Source organism: Ruegeria sp. H6 (assembly GCF_056532975.1).
On the sequence record NZ_JBQFOA010000038.1, the window covers coordinates 1 to 507 of the forward strand.

A 507-nucleotide genomic window follows, 5' to 3' on the forward strand; every position below is an offset into this window, starting at 1 on the left:
GGAAGGGTTCGCCGAGTTCCTGGTTGATCATGGCCTCGATCAGGGTGGTGATGCCGTTCTTCTGGTCTTCGATGGCCTGGTTCAGCGCATCCGTCAGCTCGTCCATGGTGCGGGCGACGACGCCCTTGAGGCCGCAGGCCTGCGCGATGCCGGCATAAGACACCTGGGTGTCCAGCTCGGTGCCGACAAAGTTGTCGTCGAACCACAGCGTCGAGTTGCGCTTTTCCGCGCCCCACTGGTAGTTGCGGAACACCACCTGCGTGATCGCGGGCCATTCCTCGCGGCCAATTGCGGTCAGCTCGGTCACGGCGATGCCGAACGCGCCGTCGCCCGAAAAGCCGACAACCGGGACATCCGGACAGCCGATCTTGGCGCCCACCACCGATGGCAGGCCATAGCCGCAGGGGCCGAACAGGCCGGGGGCCAGGTATTTGCGGCCCTCTTCGAAGGACGGATAGGCATTGCCGATGGCGCAGTTGTTGCCGATATCGGACGAGATGATCGCCT

General features: G+C 64.1%; 1 protein-coding gene. It reads right to left on the reverse strand.

Annotation, left to right across the window (positions count from 1 at the left end; genetic code table 11):
• A partial coding sequence (locus ACR0AG_RS22405; protein ID WP_480842893.1) for a thiamine pyrophosphate-dependent enzyme occupies nt 1-507 on the reverse strand: 507 nt, incomplete at both ends.